The organism is Bacillus sp. L_1B0_5, assembly GCF_000836715.1.
Taxonomy (GTDB): domain Bacteria; phylum Bacillota; class Bacilli; order Bacillales; family Bacillaceae_G; genus Bacillus_A; species Bacillus_A thuringiensis_S.
Genome location: NZ_JXIS01000060.1, coordinates 43084 through 59574 on the forward strand (window position 1 = coordinate 43084; position 16491 = coordinate 59574).

Sequence of the window (16491 nt, forward strand, 5' to 3'; positions counted from 1 at the left end):
TTAAACTAGTTAATAATCTTTAAACAATTCATCCAATAATTTTTCAATTTCATTCTTTAACTCTACAGTATCAGCCATATAAGTCAGAGCTGAGAAAATACTTGTATCGCCCCTAGACAAAGCTACTTCATAAGGGTTATTTGCAACCTTAGCGATTAGGTTTGTAAAAGTTCCTCTTCCAATGTGAAATGACCATTTGGTATTTTTTAAATTGATGGACATAATAACATCGTCTATATTTAATGACTTTGATAATTCCTCTATAAAACATTTTTTCACTTTTTCAAAGTGATATCTAATAGATTTTCCTGTCATTGCTTTACCGTCTCTGTTTACAAAAAGGGGAGTTGTTAAAGGTAAATCAGAGGAATCATAGATTCCCTTCAGTAATCTAAGATGATCTTTATAAAGATGAGGGAGTATATTTTTTATATTATAAACAAATTGTAGGCGCGGCTTTTTAACATAGCTAGTTCCATTCGTATCTTTAATATCTGGTCGAAGTGTTTGTGAAGTTAAAGCTATTTTCATTCCACCTTTTCCGTATGAATCACTATAAGGTGTAATATCTTTTAATGTAATATTAGCAATTTCCCCAATTCTCAATCCCCCAAATATGGATAAGTAGATAGCTAATGCTATAGGTGGAGCAACATGTATAGCCATTCTAATAAAAGATAAAATATGTTTAGGTGGCAAAGTGTGTTCTATCGCTTTTAAATCAGTATATTTTACATTAGCCGCTTCGTTAGAATACTTTACTTGGAATGGAGATAATTTATATTTTTGCTTAGGGTTATTGGGTGTAACAGCTTCAGTAAAATCTTTGATCGTATAGTACTTAGAACATTTTTTTTGTGCTAAAAACTCATAAAAATATACGAGTGATCTTTCTATATTTTTAACACTAGAATTAGTCTTTCTTTTCCATAATAATTCATTTAAAAATGTACTACCATGTTCGAATTTTAATTCTGCTAGTGACGTAAGACAAAAGTCATTTCTTTTATCAATAAGTATATAATTTAAAAATTGACATAAGTGTATCGCGTGCAATCTTTGTGTATTATAACTTTTATACTTCCAATTTTGAAAAATAAAAGCACTTAGTGGATGAACAATAGAGATTTTCAATGTCTTGTGTTTAAGCATAATTAAAGCATGTTTGCGATAGAATGACTCCTTATCAGTCCCTTTAATTTCTACTAGTGCTGTATCCACACAAAACTGATATTCTTGATTAGATAACGTCTTATATTTGTTAACCAGAATACTGCTCAAAGTTTTCTCCCCTTGTTTTAGATTATTAATCGAAATATATATTTCGAATTTTCAGATAATCTAATTTTAACCTTATACAATAGTTATGTACACAACATAATGTACATTTTTTAGTAATCTTTGCGATGGATGTGGAAGCAAAAAAGAATAAAGATGGAATAGCGCAGTGGACGTATGACGATATACCCGAGAAGTTATGGGGCATTAGACCGCTTAGTAAATTTTGGGGTATATCGTATAAAACGGAAATGAAATTGAACCGAAAAGGTATACATACAATAGGGGAGTTAGCGCAGTACCCTTTGAAATATTTAAAGCAGTCGTTCGGTGTAATAGGAGAAGAATTACATTTACACAGTAACGGGATTGATTTTAGCAGAATAGCAGAAAAATACGTTCCTGCAACAACATCTATAGCGAAAAGCCAAATATTATTACGTGATTATTCGATAGAAGAGTTCATCGTTATTTTACTAGAGCACATAGAAGAAATTTGTTACAGGTTGAGACGAGAAAAGAAATGCGCGCAAACAATTCATTTTTCGGTTGGATATAGCAAGGAATACGGCGGGGGAATAAAAAAGGCACATACGTTAAATAGAGCAACAAATTTAACAATGGATATATATAATGTTTGTACATATTTTTTATACGAGAGACATACAGGAGAACCAATTCGATCAATAAGTATCTCGCTAACCAATTTAATAAATGAAGGGGAAGAGCAAATTTCGCTTTTCGATAATATTGTACAAAGAGAAAAAGAAATGAGATTAACGAAAGTTATGGACGAAATTCGAACACGGTTTGGTAAGAACAGTATTTTACGAGGGATTTCCTACACAAGCGTCGCAACAGCAAGATATAGAAACACATTATTAGGAGGGCATAAATCGTGAAGAATGCTAACATGCCAAAAGGAAGAGGAATGGTGTTAACAATAGTATAATATATGAGTAGAGATAACGTATACAACGATAGGTAGTTCTCTTTTTTTGTCTCTTTGTAGAAGCTATAATAATAGTAAAAAAGAGATAGTATTTATAGTATAGATAGATTGAACAGTTGGAGGTGGAAAAATGTTTAAAGTACAAAGTATTATTACATCGTTTGGGGAAGAACGTTGGATGGTTTTACATAACAAGGGTGAACCAGTTATCCCAATCATGAAATTTATAAAACATAAGGATTCTTTAGGAAAAGCACCTAATACACTTAAAACATACTGTTATCATTTGAAAATATTCTGGTGTTTTCTAAACGAAAAGAATAAAGATTACAGAGAAGTGGATATAAGTTTATTAACAGAATTTATTCATTGGTTAAGAAAATCAACAGATGATATGAATACTATCTATTTAAATGACACAAAGAAGTTAGCGCACGCTAAAAGAACTGAATCTTCCGTTAACTTAATCGCTAATTGTGTTATTGAATTTTTGGACTACCAATGGCGTAGTGGTCAAATTTTATTTAATGTAAAATCCAAAGTTACAAAAGAAGTCCATAATACAAGGCGGAAGTATCGTAAATTTTTAGATCATATAACACATACCCCAACAACCAAAATTAATATCTTAAAACTTAAGGAACCTAAAAGAAAAATAAAAACCATTACTACTAAGCAGGCCGAATTAATTCATATAGCATGTAATAACATAAGAGATGAGTTAATAATTCGTATTTTATATGAAGGAGGATTAAGAGCTTCTGAGTTATTAAGTTTATGGATAGAGGACTTCAATATCAATGATGGTAGTATCACTGTTAGAGAATCTAAAACACAAGCTGGAGAAAAAAGAAAAGTATATGTATCAAATGAAACAATGAATTTATTCCAAGATTATATTATCGATTACCATACTAATGATGTAGATTCTAACCATGTGTTTATTAATTTAAAAGGGAAAAATAAAGGGCAACCAATGCAATATTGGGCTTTGCAAGCTGTTATACGTATATTGTCTAAAAAAACGAAAATAAACTTTACCGCTCATACACTTAGACATACATGTGCAACACAACTTTATGATCTAGGCATGGACGCTGGTATCATTCAAAAATTATTAGGACATGCCCAGGTACAAACTACTTTAAATATGTATATTCATCCTTCAGAAGAAACTATAAGAAAGCACTGGGATGAAGCCCAGCAGCATAGGAGAATGAGAAAATGAATATCGTAGCTATTAATTCCAATAAAATACAACGTAAAGTTATGAACGACCTTAAAGGTTATTGGGCTTTAGATGAATGGAAAATCGAAGAGTTTCCCCTGCCAGATAGAAGAGGAAAAATTAAAGAAACAAAAAAAATTGTTGATTTCAATAAAATTAGTAATGAATATATTAAACTGGAGATAAAGTACTATTCTTTTTATTCTTTAACCAATGAAATTTGGCTTTTATCCAGCTTTATGGAGAAACATTTTTATAAAATGTACTTTCTTTCAAAATTTTTAGTCGAAAAATTTCCTCAAGTCACATCGATAATTGATATTCCTTACACTACATTATTAGATGAATACAAATTATATCTAACTGAAAATAATAAGCCGTTAAAATACCCCCATCATCGTGGAGGAGAATTTATTTCACCTTATCTTGGAGTATGTAAAAGTTTATATGATTTTTTCTCTAATTATTATGACGAACGACCTGAACATCAAAAAGATAAATGGAATATAAAAAGACTAGGGATTCCATATAATATGTCTCGAAGAGACAGATTTCTTAATTTCACCAGTATAAAATTTCCCTTTCGGGAATTAGTTAAAAAGTATGTAAATCAAACATTACTTATACACCAACAAATTACCTTTGCCACCGCCCAAAATATTTTAAAGAAAATGTATTTGTTTTTTGATTACATTGTAGAAACGTATCCAAAGTGGATAGATTTACAGAATCTACAAAGACAGGACATTGAAGATTTTTTATTTTATGTTAGAAATCGTGAAATGGGAGGAAAGAGTTATACGAAAAATCGTGTTCCTAGTAATCGTCATGTAATAGAGTGCCTTTCAAATGTCAGAAGAATAATTGAATATATGCAAGGTTTTGAATGGAAAGAAGCACCTAAAACCCCTGTTAACAGATTAATATTTCCCGAAGACTTTCCTCGAAGAGAAAAGAAAAACTATCACGAACATGTTAAACATGTGCCAGATTTTATATGGGAGCAAGTGTTGGAAAATCTACATGATTTAGATTCGGAAATTGCACGATTAATAGTCATTATGGAAGCAACAGGATTTAGAGTCTCAGATGTATGTCAGTTACAATTAAATTGTCTAACATATAAGCAAGATGGTTGGTGGTTGGTAGGAGATCAACGAAAAGTAAATGTAAAAGAACATATTGTTCCTATTTCAGAAGAAATTGTGGAAATCGTTAAAATACAACAAGAATATATTAACAATCATGAAAAGAATCATAACAACTTAAATCAATTTTTGTTCCCTGTTCTTACTGGAAAAAATAGAGGGATGGCCTTTTCACAAAAATCGGTTACCTATGCATTAAATCAACTAGCCGAAAAATATAAAATCCTTGATAAAAATGGAGAAATATTTCTATTTAAGAACCATGCTTTTCGACATAGATATGGGGTCAATCTAATTAATAATGGTATGAATATTCTTCATGTACAAAAGTTAATGGCACATACTAGTCCTGAAATGACATTAACTTATGCAAAAATTTCAGATAACACTCTTCGTAGGGAATGGGAAAAAGTTCAAAACTCAGTGCGTATTGACACAACTGGAGAATTAATACAAGCCAGTCTCCCTGAGCAGGCAGAAGAAAACGGTTTGGAACTAGAATGGATTCGCCATAACATGGACTCTATTCGTTTGGATCATGGATTATGCATAAAGAGTCCTAAGGTTAGCTGTGAATTCTTAGATTATTCTTTAGAAACCCCTTGTATTAAAAATAATTGTAGGAGTTTTCATGTAGATACAACATTTTTAGATTACTATAATGCGCAGATATCAAAGATGGAAGAAGATATTATAAAGTATCAAACTAGCGGTCGTATTCGTTCTATTGAATTGATTCAACCAAAACTTAATAAGTATAAGGAAATTAGGGATTCATTGAAAAATGAAATTGGAATTTTCGGTATGCCGAAACATAAACGAGAATATATAGGAGAGGAAAGAAAAATTGATGGTTAACAAACATCCGAATACAACGGGGTTATTGAATCATGCCTCTAAAAAAAAGAGGGAAACACAATATAGAGTGAATGAAGTAATACAGTTAATGGTTAAAGAAGGACAAAAAATTAATTTTAATTCAGTTTCAGAAAAAGCACAGGTTTCAAAAGCATATTTATATAGAGAACCCTTAATCAGAAAAACGATTGAAGACTTACGTCAACAGCAAGAAGGCATACATGATTTTAAGAATATAAAAAGAAGGACATCGGATGCCTCCAAGGATGTAATCATAGAAACTTTAAAGAATAAGCTCAATCTTTTAAAATATAAGAACAAGCTATTAGAAAGTGAAAATGAGCACTTAAAAACACAACTGAAAAAAGATTTAGGAAAGGTTTATGAAAATTTATAAATATGTGATATCGTCCTATCAGTTGTAAAATAACACCCTTAATAAAGCAGGATTTGAACATTTTTATTTTAAGAAATAGAATTTAAATCATAATGATACATATTAAAATCTTTTGCAAATACCTCTTGAACCAACTGAATTGTTTCTGCGTCATAAAAACTATCATAAGTAGGTAATCGTGGAAAAACAGGGGTTGTAATATCAGCGTCTGCATAAACTCCTTTGTAAATCATCTTACTCCCTTGATAATGCCAAGATTTTGATAATAGATCTAATGGTGATTTTTTTAATTTATATACCTCTTCTAGCTTCGAAATACCTGTGTTAAAATTTTCTAGATGGATATAGTTTGTAACAAATTCTTCTTCTCCTTGTATATATTGTTGTGTAAAGTGAGGATCTACTTGATCTAATTTTGTCATGTGTGCTTTTAAGTAATACAAAAATAGTTTAAAGGAAATGGGTTTATTGCAAGTTTCATCACCATACAGAAATTGCCGAATGGGTTTCCATACGGGATTTTCAATATTTGGTGGTGGAACCAGAGCAACAAAAGAACTTACTGCCCTTCTATAAGGATTTCTTACTAGTTTATACGTCTTCTTCTCTTTAGTTTGTAATCCATTAGCTAATTGTGCTAAATAATGTGTAGAGTTCTTATATACTTCATACTCATAGTTGTGAATGAACGGATTGTACTTTATCGCTTCTTTAAATAAATTAATTTGATAAAAAAACCAGTGGGCTAGCGAAGTACATCCGCTTTTTTGACTCCAAAACAAGATGAGGGGAAAATCTTTATGAAAATGAGGGACACGCCCTTGCTTGTATATAAAATTATATAGTTCTATATGATCCATTTTGAACCTCCATTCTTATATAGCAAAACATGAAATATTTTTAATAAGCGATAACTAACTTTAGTCCACTAACACCAATAATGATAGCTAAAAATATTTGAAGAGGTTTAACGGGAATCTTAGTGGAGAATTTACTACCAAGTATGACACCTGGGATAGAACCAATGAGTAAGTGAATTAATAAAAGATAATCTACGTTTCCTAAATTCATATTTAGTATGCTTGCAACCGTCACTAATAAAAACGCATGTGTAATATCTGTGCCTACTAATTCGGATGGTTTCAGTCGATATAAATATATCATTGCAATAGCAAATAAAGAGCCTGATCCAACGGAAGTAAGTCCCACGATAAAACCGAGTATTGCACCGATAAGAATTGTTAGGTTCTTTTTTTGGACCATAGTCTGTTTTTGAAAAAAACTTTGTGTAGATTCATTATAGAAAAATGTTTTTATAAAAATAGAAATTGCCGCAAGGATTAAAACATATCCTAATATATATTTTATAATTCCCTCTCGATTATCATGAAAAATTGGCAAGAAATGAATTATTATTACTGCGATAATTGCACTAGGTAAACTCCCAATAGCTAGATATTTTACTAGTTTAAAATTGATGGTTTTCTGTTTCCAGTGTTGGGATATTCCAAACATTTTAGTGATAGAATTATATACTAGATCCGTTCCAACAGCTACAGAAGGACTTATGCCTAATGTTAGAAGAAATGGAGTCAGTAATGCGGCCCCACCTATCCCTGTTACTCCAACCAATCCCCCTATGATGAAACCCATCATTATAATAGAAATGCTCATTATAATTCCCCTTCCATACCGCTGGCTTTTCATAGTGGTTATAGTTTTTAAAGAGACTCTATACATAGTCGGGTGATAGGTATATTAGTTAAAAATTAATTCCATTCTTCTTATATCCATATGCTTCAAAATCGTCAGTAAATATTTCTGAAACAAGGTTTAGAGCTTCTTCATCATAAAAACTTCGATAGGTTGGTAATGAAGGGAAGTGTGGATTTGTAATATCATCATCTGCATAATTTCCTTTATGAATCATTTGATGTGCCCTATGGTGATTGGAGTTTGTAAGGAGTGATATATCAGAAGAAAGTAATCCATATTCTTTCTCCAGCTGCGGAATTATTGTATTAAAATTCTCTAGTTTTATATTTTGTTTGATGACCTTTTCTTCTCCCTCAATATATTGTTGTGAAAAATGTTGATCTAACAGAATGGATTTAGCCCCTATTTCTTTTACATAATATAAAAATTGTTTAAATGAAATTCCTTTCGATTCATTTTTATCATTATAAAAATATTCTCTAATCTGTTCCCATTGTTTCGAGGCGTAAGGGTTGTCATAAAGTATTAAAAATGAGCTTACAGCTCTTTTATAAGGGTTGCGCACAAGTTTTATGGTATCCTTACTTAGTTCCAAGAGTTGCATTTCTAAATTTGTGTAGTAATCAACTTTATTTTTGTATATTTCAGATTCATAGTAATGAATGAACGGTGCATATTTCATTGCTTCCTCATATAACCCAATTTGGAAGAAAAACCAATTCGCCAGAGAAGTGCAACCACTTCTGTGACTCCAAAATAAAATTATGGGGAAATCTTTATGAAAATGTGGAATACGTTCGCCATATTCAATTAATCCTTTAATATTGTTCTTCATCAGCCAAACCCCTTCGTTATTCTGATATTTATTGAACACTTAAATACAATGGTAACTACTCATACCATTGTATTTAAACACCACTGTAAAGGTACTTAAGTTGGCATATAAAATCCCAGTGTATTAAAAACACCTCACATAGGTGTTTTAATTTTCCAGGTTTATCAAAATGTAATAATTGCTTAACAAACTTTAAAATATAGAAATCTATTATAAAGAGAATTATGTATGAAGATATGTATACAACGATAGAGGCATTAATATCGCTACAATAATCGAAAAAAAGTCTTGATAAAATGGTGAAGTGGCAACCGTTTGCTAGTATGCCAGAGCAATTTGCAGTTATTAAAGAAATGATAAAGGAGCAAACGAAAGCCTCGCGTCCAATTGTAACGCAAGATGCAAAAGAAATGATTGAAAATAAGCTATTAACTTCATTTTTAGGTGAAGAAGAGGTTTTACTTACATATTATAAAGACGGCTATTTATATAAAAATTACATAACAGTCGTGGATATTAATCCATTAAATGAGACGATTACTTGTACAGATGCTTTTCATAATCAAAGACTGTTTAAGTTTGGTGATGTAATTGAAGTGAATTAGAGGGGGAAATAGAAGTGATGACATCTTCCTAACTTAATTATATCATGTAATTTACGTTCGAAATAGACTGTTTCTTCTCATTTACTGCTGTTACAATCAAGAACACATGAATAGTAAGGAGAGGTGCCAAATGAGTTCTTTCGTTCTCGATTTTCAGGAAATAGAAAAAACGCAGCTTTTTCTCGTTGGTGGAAAAGGATTGAATTTAGGGGAGTTATCCAATATTCAAGGGATACAAGTGCCAGAAGGATTTTGTGTTACAACGGTAGGGTATGAAAAGGTTATCGAACAAAATGAAACAGTCCAAACTTTGTTGCAGCAGCTAACAAAGTTGAAAAGTGAAGACCGAGCTCAAGTTGGTGAAATTAGCAGGCAGATTAGAGAAGTCATTATGGCAGTAGACATTCCTTTTGATGTTGAGAAAGCAGTTACTCATGATCTCTCACGTTTTGGCGATGAGCATGCTTATGCAGTACGTTCGAGTGCGACTGCTGAAGATTTACCACATGCCTCGTTTGCAGGTCAACAAGATACGTACTTAAATGTGATTGGAAAAGAAGCTATTTTGCAGCATATTAAGAAATGTTGGGCTTCTTTATTTACAGATCGAGCGGTTATATACCGCATGCAAAACGGCTTTGATCATAAGCAAGTTTCTATAAGTGTTGTCGTTCAAAGGATGATATTCCCGGAGGCATCGGGCATTTTGTTTACTGCTGATCCGATTACTTCTAACCGAAAGTTGTTATCGATTGATGCCAGTTTTGGACTGGGTGAAGCGTTAGTATCAGGACTCGTCTCTGCTGATAATTATAAAGTAAAAGAGGGCGAAATCGCTGGAAAGATAATCGCAACTAAAAAAATAGCTATGTATGGACGGAAAGAAGGCGGAATAGAGACGAAGCAAATTGCTTCTAATCAGCAAAACGTTCAAACACTTACAGAACAACAAATATTACAACTAGCACGTATCGGAAGACAGATCGAAGCTTATTTTGGTTGTCCGCAAGATATCGAATGGTGTTTAGCTAATGATACATTTTATATTGTCCAAAGTCGCCCAATTACGACTTTATATCCAATTCCAGAAGCAAATGATAAGGAAAATCACGTGTATATATCGGTTGGTCATCAACAAATGATGACGGATGCGATGAAGCCGCTAGGATTGTCCTTTTTCCTATTAACGACGCATGCGCCTATGCGTAAAGCAGGAGGAAGGCTGTTTGTTGATGCTACACAAAAATTAGCTTCACCTGCTAGCAGAAATTTCTTAATAAACACGTTAGGAAAATCGGATCCACTCGTAAGAGATGCATTAACGACTGTAATCGAGCGAGATAATTTTATTACATTGTTACCAGATGATGAAAAAGGAAAGAGTGGTAGTAAAAGTGTGCTACCTGTAAGTCCGCAACCAGAAATCGAAAAAGACCCGGCACTTGTGATGGATCTAATAAAGAATAATCAAGCATCGATTGAAGAGTTAAAACGAAACATTCAAACGAAATCAGGATCAGCGGTATTTGATTTTATTTTAGAAGATATGAAGCAGCAATTACAAAAGATATTATTTAGTCCGCAAAGTACGGCTGTCATTATGGCAGGCATGAATGCTTTAACATGGATGAATGAAAAAATGGAGCAATGGTTAGGTGAAAAAAACGCAGCAGACACACTTTCTCAATCCGTACAAAATAATATTACGTCAGAAATGGGGCTAGCGTTATTGGATGTGGCAGATGTGATTCGGCCGTATCCAGAAGTCATTGCGTATTTACAGCATGTAGAAGATGATAGCTTTTTAGATGAATTAGTTCAGTTTAAAGGCGGGGAGAAAGCTCGAGATGCAATCGATGCTTTTCTAAATAAATATGGAATGAGATGCAGTGGGGAAATTGATATTACGAAAACGCGCTGGAGTGAACAGCCAGCTACAATTATACCGATGATTTTAAATCATATAAGAGACTTTGAATATGGTGCTAGTAAACGGAAGTTTGCAGAAGGGCTGCAGGAAGCTTTGAAAAAAGAAGAAGAGTTGTTAGAGCGATTGCAGCACTTGCCGGATGGGGAACAAAAAGTAGAAGAGACGAAGAGAATGATTCGTAACATCCGCAATTTCATCGGTTATCGTGAATATCCGAAATACGGCATGATTCATCGTTATTTCATATATAAGCAGGCATTACTGAAAGAAGCAGAGAAACTTGAGCAAAATAATGTTCTGGATGAAATAGAAGATATATACTATCTAACTTTTGAAGAACTTTACGAAGTCGTCCGCACAAATAAACTAGATTACAAGATTATTCATAAACAAAAAAATGAGTACAAATTATATGGAAAACTAACACCCCCGCGTGTTATCACGTCTGATGGAGAAATCATTACAGGTAAGTACAACCGAGAAAATCTCCCAGCTGAAGCAATAGTAGGTTTGCCTGTTTCTTCTGGAGTGGTTGAGGGGAGAGCACGCGTTATTTTAAATATGGAAGACGCGAATTTGGAAGATGGAGATATATTAGTTACGGCATTTACCGATCCTGGCTGGACACCTTTGTTTGTTTCTATAAAAGGGTTAGTCACTGAAGTCGGCGGGCTTATGACGCACGGAGCAGTGATTGCACGTGAGTATGGATTACCAGCAGTCGTTGGAGTAGAGAATGCTACGAAATTAATAAAAGATGGGCAACGAATTCGGGTGCATGGAACAGAAGGGTATATTGAAGTGTTATAGTTGCACCTTAGATAATAAAGGGATCAATCACTAATTATAGTGGATGATCTCTTTATTTTTCATCCAGATATTACTAACACGGAACATTGTTGAATCAGAATGTATATCAATTTGAACTAAAGAATATTTTCAAAAATATTACAAATTCAGACAACATCTTGTGAATTGTCTGAATTTTCATTATTATATAAACGTTGTATCGTATTTTATATTGGGGAGGAATAGGGATGAAGAAAAAGCCTTTTAAAGTGCTGTCTACGCTTGCGGCGGCAGCTGTGCTTAGTTGCACATTTGGGTATGGGGGTCAATCTGTTTATGCGGCAACGCCGTCTAATGGAGGAACTTTAAGTCCGATTGATGAAAATTTAATTCAAGAGGAGCGTTTAGCAGATGCGCTCAAGAAACGCGGTGTAATTAGTGAATCTACGTCGAAAGAAGACACATTAAAAGCTGTTGAAAAATACGTAGAGAAGAAAAAAGGAGAAAATGCGGGAAAAGAACCAGCAGCAGGGGATAGTGTTACGAGAGAAGCTGCTGACTTTTTGAAAAAAGTTAAAGATGCAAAAGCAGATGAGAAAGAAAAAGCAGATCAACCTGCTAGTGGTCCAGTAGCGGGACAAGAGCCGGTTAAAGGGGGATTAAACGGCAAAGTACCAACTACTTCAGCGAAGCAAAAACAATATAACGGTGATGTTCGTAAAGATAAAGTCCTCGTATTGCTAGTAGAGTTTGCTGACTTTAAGCATAACAATATTGATCAAGTACCAGGTTATATGTATTCAAATGATTTTAATCCAGAACATTATCAAAAAATGTTATTTGGTAATGAGCCATTTACACTTTTTGATGGTTCAAAAGTACCAACATTTAAACAATATTATGAAGAGCAATCTGGTGGTAGTTATACAGTAGATGGCACAGTAACAAAGTGGTTGACAGTTCCTGGTAATGCGGCAGATTATGGCGCAGATGCAGGAGATGGCGGTCATGATAATATGGGACCGAAAGGACCTCGTGATTTTGTAAAAGAGGCATTAAATGCGGCTGTAGAAAGCGGTATTGATTTATCTGAATTTGACGAATACGATCAATATGACAATAATGGTAATGGCAATAAAAATGAACCAGATGGTCTAATCGATCACTTAATGGTCATTCACGCTGGAGTTGGGCAAGATGGAGGTGGTGGTAGACTAGGTGATGATGCAATTTGGTCACATCGTTGGCACCTTGGAACACCATATCCAATTGAAGGAACAAAAGCAAAAGTTGATAACTGGGGCGGTAAGATGGCAGCATACGACTACACAATTGAGCCAGAAGACGGAGCGGTTGGTGTATTCGCACATGAATTTGGTCATGATTTAGGTCTTCCAGATGAGTATGATACGAAGTACACAGGAGCAGGTGAGCCAATTAACTCCTGGTCTGTTATGAGTGGCGGTAGCTGGGCTGGTAAGATTGCAGGAACAACGCCACCGAGTTTCTCTCCGCAAAACAAAGAGTTCTTTCAAAAGAACATAGGTGGAAACTGGGCCAATATTGTAGAGGTTGACTATAATAAATTAAATCGTGGTATTGGCTATGCGACGTATTTAGATCAAAGTGTAACGAAATCAAATCGTCCTGGTCTGATTCGTGTTAACTTACCAGATAAAGAGGTGAAAGGTATTCAGCCTGCATTCGGTAAGAAGTACTACTATAGTACAAAAGGTGATAACCTTCATACAACATTAGAAACGCCAGTGTTTGATTTAACAAATGCAACAAATGCGAAGTTTGATTACAAATCAATGTATGAAATCGAAACGGATTATGACTTCCTTGAAGTACATGCAGTGAAAGAAGATGGTACAAAAACGTTAGTGGATCGAATTGGTGAAAAGAATGTAAAAAATGGTCTAGACACAACAGATGGTAAATGGGTAGATAAGTCTTATGACTTAAGCAAATTCAAAGGCCAAAAAGTAAAATTAGTATTTGAATATATTACAGATGGTGGTTTAGCACCGACTGGTTTTACTTTTGATAATGCTACATTAACTGTAAATGGAAATGTTGTGTTCTCTGATGATGCAGAAGGAGAAACGAAATTTAAATTAAATGGTTTCGTTGTATCAGACGGTTTTGATAAAAAGAAGCATAACTACTATTTAGAGTGGAGAAACTATGCTGGTGCTGATCAAGCGTTAAAATATAGCAGTGGTGTACCGTATAATACAGGTCTTCTAGTATGGTATGCAGACTCTAGCTTTACAGATAATTGGGTTGGTTTACATCCAGGTGAAGGTTTCTTAGGAGTTGTTGACTCTCACCCAGAGGCAATTGTTGGAACGCTAAACGGAAAACCAACTGTTAAAAATAGTACACGATTCCAAATCGCAGATGCTGCGTTCTCCCTTAACCAAACGCCAGCATGGAAAGTCGTATCTCCAACACGTGGAACATATGATTACAAAGGATTACCAGGTGTAACGAAGTTTGATGATTCTAAATTGTATATAAATGATTTAATCCCAGATGCAGGACGTAAATTACCGAAATTTGGATTGAAATTTGAAGTAGTTGGACAAGCAGATGATAATTCTGCAGGTGCAGTTCGTTTATATCGTTAATAATGTAAAAGCTGTTGAAGGGGAGTCCTTTCAACAGCTTTTTTTACAGAAATATAAATTTCAAGTTATTAATAAAATAATAGAAATTACTAAGCAAGCTGGCTTATTTTTTTAAGCCAGCTGCATAAAAAGGTCCATGAACTGCAATAGTTGATAAAAAGCGAGCAATCTCCTCAGGTGTTTCTTTTTGTCCATTATTTAACCATTGCTGGATGACACCTATATGTGCAGATGCCATATAAGAAGTTAAGTATTCGCTTGGAACAAGTAAATTCTCCTTATTAATGAGAGGACCATTCGTATCTTCAAATAATGTTTTCCACATAAAGTCTTTCAGTTTTGTTTGGAAAGATAAATCTCCTTTCGGACTTAGTACAGCTTTCATAAAATCACTATTTTCATTTAGAAATTCAAGAATAGAAGTGATAAGTATAAATGGCATTGTTGGAGAAGGATTTGTTCCAAGGTCAGCAATAACTTCCGGGAATTTCTGTTTAGCAATGTTAGAAAACTCGTACATAATGTCTTCTTGGCATTTTGTCATTAAATCAAATTTATCTTGATAGTGCGCATAAAAAGTACCGCGATTAATATTTGCTTTCGTTGTGATATCTTTCACTGTAATGGCGTCAAAACCCTTTTCTTCAATTAGCTCCACCAATGCATTTCGTATGGCAGTTTTCGTACGAACAACACGCAAATCTAAATTACTATCGCGCAAAGCATGTCCCTCCTTAATTTTACTCAACACATTTAGAAAATGTGTCTTATAACCGACACATTCACGATTTTTGATTATTGTATAAGGTTCAACTCGAACATATAATTCAAAATATAAATAAACAACACGTTGTTGATTATTATAAATCAAATTAAAGGAGGAGAAAAGAAGATGTTTAAAAATAAACTTTTATTGTTATCACCAGTTATTGCACTACTTGTTGTTTTTGTTTTTTCATTAACGTTATTTCCAACTGTTCAACCGCAGCCGAAAAACTTGCCAATTGCAATTGTAAATGAGGATCAAGGTATAGAAATTCCGAATCAACCGAAAATGAATATGGGGCAAACAATTGTTGATATGGTGAAAAAATCATCGAAATCAGATGAAGAACCTGCGGTAAAGTGGGTAGAAGTGAAAAATAAGGAAGCAGTTCAAAAAGGGTTAAATAATAAAGAGTATTATGCAGCGTTAGTCATTCCGAAAGAATTTAGCGCAAAGCAAGCGTCATTACGAACACCACAGCCATCTTCACCAGAGATAGAAATATATATTAATCAAGGAATGAATACGGTTGCATCAACTATGTCAGGGCAAATATTAAATGGTGTAGTTGATAATATGAACAATAATGTCCGTACGCAAATATTAGAAGGGTTGAAAGCAAAAGGAGCTACTGTAACAACAGATCAAGCTGCGAAATTAGTAACACCTATTGTAAAGAACGTGAAAAATGTGAATGAGGTTGGCAAAAATAGTGCGAACGGTAACTCACCAATATCATTGTTCCAGCCGTTATGGATTGCAAGTTTAGCTAGTGCAGCGATTATTTTTATTGCGATTAGTAAAATGCCAGTAAGCTCAAGAAAAGAAAACTTTCTGTTAAAAGTAAAACAAATCGTAACAGGAGCTATTGCGACACTTGTAATTGGATTTGGTCTTACATGGATTGCAGATGGGATGGTAGGATTAAATATTTCGAACTTCACGGATACAGCTCTATTCTTATCCATTACTTCTTTTAGTTTCTTCTTAATGATATCTGCGGTACTTTCATTAGTTGGGCTAAAAGGAATCGGTTTATTCGCTTTATTACTATTCTTCGGGGCGCCGTTATTATCGTTAGCACCTGAGATGTTGTCTCCGTTTTATCAAGACTGGGTTTACTCATGGTTACCAATGAAATTTATGATTGAAGGCCTAAGAGAAATCTTCTTCTTCGGAAAAGGGTTAAGCTGGAATACACCTGTTACTGTACTCGTTTGGATTGGTATAGTAAGTATGGTTACTATATTAGCAACTGCATTCAAACGTAGTGTAGTAAAAGGGCATAAAACAGAATTGAACGCTTAAAAAAAAGCCGTTTCACTAATTGAAGTGCACCCCAATTGTTAGACA

At 33.8% G+C, this 16491-nt stretch carries 12 protein-coding genes and 1 pseudogene; 8 read left to right on the top strand and 5 right to left on the bottom strand.

Annotated elements, in window-relative coordinates; all coding sequences use genetic code 11:
• Positions 1-9: 9 nt before the first annotated feature.
• Positions 10-1281: a site-specific integrase gene (locus tag RT27_RS19970; protein WP_082044873.1), complete on the bottom strand. Its 1272-nt coding sequence runs from the start codon at positions 1279-1281 to the stop codon at positions 10-12.
• Positions 1282-1403: 122 nt separating this feature from the next.
• Between RT27_RS19970 and RT27_RS19975 the strand changes: the two are divergent.
• From RT27_RS19975 to RT27_RS19990, 4 genes and pseudogenes are all read left to right on the top strand, one after another.
• A pseudogene (locus RT27_RS19975) lies at positions 1404-2180 on the top strand (DNA repair protein); the annotation flags it as partial.
• A gap of 180 nt (positions 2181-2360) precedes the next feature.
• Positions 2361-3458: a tyrosine-type recombinase/integrase gene (locus RT27_RS19980; RefSeq protein WP_043937164.1), complete on the top strand. Its 1098-nt coding sequence runs from the start codon at positions 2361-2363 to the stop codon at positions 3456-3458.
• Positions 3455-5464 (top strand): tyrosine-type recombinase/integrase, encoded by a 2010-nt coding sequence (locus RT27_RS19985; protein WP_043937165.1) that lies wholly within the window; start codon positions 3455-3457, stop codon positions 5462-5464. Before RT27_RS19980 ends, RT27_RS19985 begins: the two co-directional genes overlap by 4 nt.
• Positions 5457-5861: a DUF6262 family protein gene (locus tag RT27_RS19990; protein WP_000247457.1), complete on the top strand. Its 405-nt coding sequence runs from the start codon at positions 5457-5459 to the stop codon at positions 5859-5861. The genes RT27_RS19985 and RT27_RS19990 overlap by 8 nt, the downstream gene beginning before the upstream one ends.
• Before the next feature lie 68 nt (positions 5862-5929).
• Here RT27_RS19990 and RT27_RS19995 read toward each other — a convergent pair whose 3' ends face one another.
• From RT27_RS19995 to RT27_RS20005, 3 genes are all read right to left on the bottom strand, one after another.
• The gene (locus RT27_RS19995) at positions 5930-6721 is read right to left on the bottom strand and encodes a sulfotransferase family 2 domain-containing protein (RefSeq protein WP_043937166.1); all 792 of its coding nucleotides are present in this window, start codon (positions 6719-6721) and stop codon (positions 5930-5932) included.
• 40 nt (positions 6722-6761) lie between these two features.
• Positions 6762-7535 carry a sulfite exporter TauE/SafE family protein gene (locus tag RT27_RS20000; RefSeq protein WP_000027993.1) on the bottom strand — a complete coding sequence of 258 codons (774 nt, stop codon included), beginning with the start codon at positions 7533-7535 and terminating at the stop codon, positions 6762-6764.
• An 88-nt stretch (positions 7536-7623) separates the two neighbouring features.
• Positions 7624-8412 carry a sulfotransferase family 2 domain-containing protein gene (locus RT27_RS20005; RefSeq protein ID WP_043937167.1) on the bottom strand — a complete coding sequence of 263 codons (789 nt, stop codon included), beginning with the start codon at positions 8410-8412 and terminating at the stop codon, positions 7624-7626.
• A 296-nt stretch (positions 8413-8708) separates the two neighbouring features.
• Here RT27_RS20005 and RT27_RS20010 point away from each other — a divergent pair, with 296 nt between their 5' ends.
• The 3 genes from RT27_RS20010 (at position 8709) to RT27_RS20020 (ending at position 14372) form a co-directional block, all read left to right on the top strand.
• Positions 8709-9017, top strand: coding sequence for a YolD-like family protein (locus RT27_RS20010; protein WP_043937169.1), 309 nt, complete (start codon positions 8709-8711; stop codon positions 9015-9017).
• 130 nt (positions 9018-9147) lie between these two features.
• Positions 9148-11757 (top strand): phosphoenolpyruvate synthase, encoded by a 2610-nt coding sequence (gene ppsA / locus RT27_RS20015; RefSeq protein WP_043937171.1) that lies wholly within the window; start codon positions 9148-9150, stop codon positions 11755-11757.
• 227 nt (positions 11758-11984) lie between these two features.
• On the top strand, positions 11985-14372 hold the full coding sequence (locus RT27_RS20020) for an immune inhibitor A domain-containing protein (RefSeq protein ID WP_043937173.1): 2388 nt from the start codon (positions 11985-11987) through the stop codon (positions 14370-14372).
• Between the two features lie 103 nt (positions 14373-14475).
• Here the strand turns inward: RT27_RS20020 and RT27_RS20025 are convergent, their stop codons facing one another.
• Complete coding sequence (locus RT27_RS20025; RefSeq protein WP_043937174.1) at positions 14476-15093, bottom strand: TetR/AcrR family transcriptional regulator; 618 nt, start codon at positions 15091-15093, stop codon at positions 14476-14478.
• A 171-nt stretch (positions 15094-15264) separates the two neighbouring features.
• Here RT27_RS20025 and RT27_RS20030 point away from each other — a divergent pair, with 171 nt between their 5' ends.
• On the top strand, positions 15265-16446 hold the full coding sequence (locus tag RT27_RS20030) for a DUF3533 domain-containing protein (protein WP_043937176.1): 1182 nt from the start codon (positions 15265-15267) through the stop codon (positions 16444-16446).
• Positions 16447-16491 lie beyond the last annotated feature (45 nt).

Bases quoted from the DNA above. Each gene is read 5' to 3' on its own strand.
- RT27_RS20005 (WP_043937167.1), bottom strand. From the start codon at position 8,412: ATGAAGAACAATATTAAAGGATTAATTGAATATGGCGAACGTATTCCA.
- RT27_RS20010 (WP_043937169.1), top strand. From the start codon at position 8,709: ATGGTGAAGTGGCAACCGTTTGCTAGTATGCCAGAGCAATTTGCAGTT.
- RT27_RS20020 (WP_043937173.1), top strand. From the start codon at position 11,985: ATGAAGAAAAAGCCTTTTAAAGTGCTGTCTACGCTTGCGGCGGCAGCT.
- ppsA (WP_043937171.1), top strand. From the start codon at position 9,148: ATGAGTTCTTTCGTTCTCGATTTTCAGGAAATAGAAAAAACGCAGCTT.
- RT27_RS19980 (WP_043937164.1), top strand. From the start codon at position 2,361: ATGTTTAAAGTACAAAGTATTATTACATCGTTTGGGGAAGAACGTTGG.
- RT27_RS19985 (WP_043937165.1), top strand. From the start codon at position 3,455: ATGAATATCGTAGCTATTAATTCCAATAAAATACAACGTAAAGTTATG.
- RT27_RS19990 (WP_000247457.1), top strand. From the start codon at position 5,457: ATGGTTAACAAACATCCGAATACAACGGGGTTATTGAATCATGCCTCT.
- RT27_RS20000 (WP_000027993.1), bottom strand. From the start codon at position 7,535: ATGAGCATTTCTATTATAATGATGGGTTTCATCATAGGGGGATTGGTT.
- RT27_RS19995 (WP_043937166.1), bottom strand. From the start codon at position 6,721: ATGGATCATATAGAACTATATAATTTTATATACAAGCAAGGGCGTGTC.
- RT27_RS20030 (WP_043937176.1), top strand. From the start codon at position 15,265: ATGTTTAAAAATAAACTTTTATTGTTATCACCAGTTATTGCACTACTT.